3 protein-coding genes are annotated in these 4,770 nt (G+C 60.8%); 1 reads left to right on the forward strand and 2 read right to left on the reverse strand.

Annotation, left to right across the window (positions count from 1 at the left end):
• Window positions 1-418: 418 nt before the first annotated feature.
• Both NKG99_RS35350 and NKG99_RS35355 read right to left on the reverse strand, forming a co-directional pair.
• Window positions 419-2,275 carry a TPR end-of-group domain-containing protein gene (locus NKG99_RS35350; RefSeq protein WP_352874075.1) on the reverse strand — a complete coding sequence of 619 codons (1,857 nt, stop codon included), beginning with the start codon at window positions 2,273-2,275 and terminating at the stop codon, window positions 419-421.
• Window positions 2,276-2,756: 481 nt separating this feature from the next.
• Window positions 2,757-3,512, reverse strand: a complete 756-nt coding sequence (locus NKG99_RS35355) for an SDR family NAD(P)-dependent oxidoreductase (protein WP_352789692.1) — start codon at window positions 3,510-3,512, stop codon at window positions 2,757-2,759.
• A gap of 201 nt (window positions 3,513-3,713) precedes the next feature.
• On the opposite strand from NKG99_RS35355, the gene NKG99_RS35360 reads away from it, so the two are divergent.
• Window positions 3,714-4,595 (forward strand): AraC family transcriptional regulator, encoded by an 882-nt coding sequence (locus NKG99_RS35360; protein ID WP_352874076.1) that lies wholly within the window; start codon window positions 3,714-3,716, stop codon window positions 4,593-4,595.
• Window positions 4,596-4,770 lie beyond the last annotated feature (175 nt).

The raw sequence follows: 4,770 nt of genomic DNA on the forward strand, positions 1-4,770 counted from the left end.
AAATCCCCATAGCCATCGACTGTGGCCCGCGGGTTCCTTCCTCGGGGACTTTCGTACGCCTGCCGGCGCCCGAAACTCTTCACGGTAGCGGACAGGCCGCCGCTTTAGGATGAGATACACGAGAGCGGACATTCAGGTCGTCGCGAACATCGTCGTGACCTGACCCCAAGCGGAACCTCGGTCGCGCTTGGCCGAATTCACGCCCATGACCCTTTCGAGACCTTCCGGGGCCGTTCTCCTTTCCCAAAACCCGACATTGCGCGCAATCAGCGCTCGTGACCCTGAGCGGTCCCTGACCGCGACTGGCACAAACGTCGCCAAAGGTATACCTAGCAGCTATTCATCCTCCCCTGAGAGACACGATTGTGCCGCCAAGGTCAGGCATTTCCGTCCACCACTATGCGGCGGCGCTTCATGGCTATGCTGCCAGCTCCAGCACGCGCTGCCAGCGCGGATGCTCGTGCAGTGGCGCAAAGTCAGAATCCTGCTTCACCCATGCCTTGGTCTCGTGGTTTGCATGAGGCAGCAGGCGTTCCAGCAGATCGAGCGCACGATCGAGCTCGCCGAAATGACAGCAAAGGCAGGCGGTATTGTATTGCGTCAGAATGTCGTCCGGATCGATTGCCAGCGCACGTGCCGACCATTCCGTGGCACGTTCGGTCTCCCCGATCAAGGCGAGAGCATTTGCGCCGAGATAGGCTGGCCGGGGGTTCTCAGGATACTTCGCCAATTCGCGCTCGGCGCGTAACACGCCTTTGCGACCCGCTTCCCTTTCGTCTTCCGGCCGCCCTAGAGAACGATAAACCTGCATAAGCAGAAGAACAGACTGGTAGTCATCGGGCTTGATCTCGGCGGCCCGCTCGTAATGGTGGGCAGCCCCTTTGAGCTTACCTTGTGCATAGCACGCACGCGCGTAGAAATAATGCGCTTCGAATAGATTGGGATCACTTGCGATAGCCTGCTCGAACTCCTTTTCGGCCTCTTCATATCTTTGGCCGACCGACAGAGCGAGGCCACGCGACGCGTGTGCTTCTGCCAGTCCACTTTCGATATCGAGCGCCTTACCGCTGTTGGCCAGAATGCTTTCGAGAGAAACTTTCTCGTCGTAATTTAGGAATAGAAAGGAGTCGCAGTCGGCGATGCCCGCATAGGCGCGCGCATAAAGTGGGTCGAGTTCGATAGCTTTGCCGAACATCCGCTTCGCCAGCACATAGTAGGTTTTGGACGTTCGGTGAAAAAACTCTCTCCCCCTCAGATAATACGTATAGGCCTCTACATTGTCAGTGGGAGCCGCCCTGATCGCCTTCTTTTCGGCCGGCAGCAGCTTGACCTTGAGCTGATCGACGATGGTGTGAGTGATCTCGTCCTGGATCGCGAAGATGTCGGTGAGTTCACGGTCGTATCGGTCGGCCCAGACGTGACCGCCATCAGCCCCGTCGATAAGCTGTCCCGTGATACGGACGCGCTGACCTGCCTTCCGTACGCTCCCCTCGAGCACGAATTTGACGCCGAGTTCCCGCGCCACTTGCTGCACCTTCACGGGCTTGCCTTTGTAGGTGAATACCGTGTTGCGGGCGAGGACGTGGAGGCCAGAGATTTTCGACAGGTCGGTGATGATGTCTTCGGTAATTCCGTCGGAGAAATACTCCTGCTCGGGGTCGCCGCTCATATTTGTGAACGGCAGGACAGCGATTGAAGGTTTTGCCTTCATGTGGCTTTGAGGAGATGCTGTCATCGCGCTGTCCTCAAAACTGAACGGCGCGGCGAGTGCGACGTGGTAGACCCTGACCGGCCGGTCGATGTTCTTGAGCTCGTGTTCCCCCGTGTCCTCGAAATCCAGATCAAGATTCTTGCCGAGATGGTCGCGAACCGCACTGGAGATCGCAATGCCTCCGGGCCGGGCGATGCTTTCAATTCGCGCCGCCACGTTGACGCCGTCGCCGTAGATGTCGTTGTCATCGAAGATTATGTCGCCAACATTGATGCCGATGCGAAATTCGATGCGGCGCTCCTCTTGCACGTCGGCGTTGCGCTCGAGCATCCTGCGCTGGATGTCGGTCGCGCAAGCGACAGCGTTCACCACGCTCTGGAATTCCACCAGCATACCGTCGCCTGTGAGTTTCACGATCCGGCCCTGGTGCTCGGCGATCTTGCCGTCGACCAGTTCTCGCCGATGCGTCTTGAGCGCCGAAAGCGTGCCGCCCTCGTCGAGACCCATGAGCCGGCTGTAACCGACCACATCGGCAGCAAGTATCGCGCTAAGTCTCCGTTCCATGCGCGGCTAGCCTGTTTTTTTCGGCGGGTCAGGGTAGCAGGTTCTCACAGCAGCGGCATCACACTAAATACGGTCCTCGTAACACCGGAAGGAGAAGGCATTCAACTTAGGTGCAGACGAGGCGAGCCACGGAGATAAAGCGGAAGCGATGAAAGCCCCTGCGTCAAGAGTGTCACCGCGGCCTCATGGCTTTTTCTACGGCGATCACGGAGCGTCCGCTTACTGTACCTATCCGAAGTTGACAGGCACGTTCTGGACCGAGCCGGCGGTAGGATTCGGCTCTGCCGTACAGCCGCGGAGCGTTCTACGTCGCCGTTGGGTGGAGGACCGCTCTTCAAGTGTGGCTCTCGGAACGACGTGGTTGCCGGACATTCCGGTCTTTCAGCTTCAGTCGACGGCCAAAGGAGGCTTTTCCCGACGGCGGAATGACAATGCGCGCGGCTATACGGCCGCGCGCTTCAGTTGTCGGGGGTCCGACTGATCAGATCGCCTGACCACCCGAAACCTCGATCCGCTGTGCCGTAACCCAACGGTTATCCTCGCCCAGAAGGCTTGCCACCATCGGCCCGATGTCGTCGGGCAGACCCACGCGGCCAAGCGCGGTCATCCCTGCGAACTGCGCGTTGACTTCGGCATTGTCGCGCACCAGCCCGCCACCGAAATCGGTCTCGATCGCTCCGGGCGCGACCGTGTTCACTGTGATCCCGCGCGCACCCAGCTCTTTCGCCATATAGACGGTCAAGATTTCGACCGCCCCCTTGGCGGCCGCATAGGCCGAGAAGCCCGGATAGGACACGCGGGTCAGGCCCGAAGAAAAGTTCACGATCCGCCCGCCATCTGCGATGAGCGGCAGAAGCGCCTGCACGAGGAAGAAAACGCCCTTCACATGGACGTCGAACAGACCGTCGAACTGCGCCTCGGTGGTATCGCCGATTATGGTGAATTCGCCGTGGCCGGCATTGTTGATTAGGTAATCGAAGCTGTCGCGGCCCCAGGTCTCTTTCAGCGCCGCGCGCAGGGTCTCGGCAAAGGCCGCGAAGCTGGCGACCTCGCCGAGATCGAACTGCAGGGCAACCGCCTTACGGCCCAGGGCTTCGATCTCGGCCACAACCTCGCGAGCCTGAGATGCGTTGCCGCGATAGGTGACGATCACGTCGCGGCCATGCTGCGCGATGCTGACAGCGGTGTTGCGGCCGAGGCCGCGGTTGGCGCCGGTGACAAGTGCGATCTTGGTCATGCGGGAAGTCCTTTCATCCGAAGCGATGGGGACAACATGCGGCAAGAGCGTCTCCAGTTGTTGCCGATTCCTCGCGTAGTCTTGCCTGTTCCTGCAAATCTGGATCGGCCTTGCGGCAAAGATTTTCCAGAATGTCCGGATTTCTTGCCTGACCCTTCTTTAGTTCTTGCCTGAAACGCCACCACCCTTCAACTTGCCCCCATGAGCCGAACGCTTCTCGACCTTGTGCGCAGCTTTGCCGACACTCATGCCGACCGTTCCGGGGCGGCGTCGACGCCTATTCCCGGCATGACCGGGATCCGCGCCACGCAGCCCGGCGAATTGCAGGTCGCTGTCAATCGGCCGCTGGTGGCCATGCTGTTACAAGGTGTCAAGCGGGTCACGATAGGGGCCGAGACATTGGAATTCGGTCCGGGCGAGTCGCTGCTGATCTCGGCCGATGTGCCCACGGTCAGCCAGATCACGCAGGCAAGCCTCGGCGCGCCCTACTATTCGCTGGTGCTGGAACTCGACCCCGTCCTTATGCGGGAACTCGCGGTCGAGATGGCGGCGGTCCCGGGCGATCCGTGCAAGCCTGTCCGAGTGGAGCCGACCGACGCAGATGTCGCCGATGTGGCCCTGCGCCTGATGCGGCTTCTGGACCGTCCCTCTGCCCTCCCGGTCCTGCAAGGGCCGTTGCTGCGCGAGATTCATTTCTGGCTTCTGGCGGGACGGCACGGATCGGCTCTCCGCAGCCTCGGCGGGGCCGATGGCCATGCACAACGCATCGCCCGTGCGGTCGCTATGATCCGCGAAAGCTATGCACGGCCGATCCGCATCGAGGAACTGGCCGAGGCCGCGGGGATGAGCACCTCGTCCTTCCACCAGCATTTCCGCCAGACCACCACGCTGTCTCCCTTGCAATTCCAGAAGCAGTTGCGCCTGATCGAGGCTCGGCGCCAGATGCTGGCCGATGGCATGAGCGTGAGTTCGGTGGCTTATGCGGTGGGCTATGAGAGCGTGCCTCAGTTCACCCGCGAATATGGCCGTCTGTTCGGCAAACCACCGGCCCGCGACATACGACAGGCACAGATGGATGCGTAGTCTGACTCTGCTTCAGAAGAAAGCGAGCGTCCGCTGTGGGCTCAATTGAGCCGTTCGTCGCGTCCGCCGCCGAGGACCGGAAAGGGTCGAAGAACGAACCCGCTGCGCGGGAGGGGCGCCTGCGGTTGAGGTAGAGATCAAGAACCGGTCGTCGCGCTCGCGTTGAGCGTCGTTC

Source organism: Mesorhizobium sp. M1409, assembly GCF_040317535.1.
Lineage (GTDB): Bacteria > Pseudomonadota > Alphaproteobacteria > Rhizobiales > Rhizobiaceae > Mesorhizobium.

Excerpts from the sequence above, each read along its gene's own strand:
- NKG99_RS35350 (WP_352874075.1), bottom strand. The coding sequence starts at position 2,275 with ATGGAACGGAGACTTAGCGCGATACTTGCTGCCGATGTGGTCGGTTAC.
- NKG99_RS35355 (WP_352789692.1), bottom strand. The coding sequence starts at position 3,512 with ATGACCAAGATCGCACTTGTCACCGGCGCCAACCGCGGCCTCGGCCGC.
- NKG99_RS35360 (WP_352874076.1), top strand. The coding sequence starts at position 3,714 with ATGAGCCGAACGCTTCTCGACCTTGTGCGCAGCTTTGCCGACACTCAT.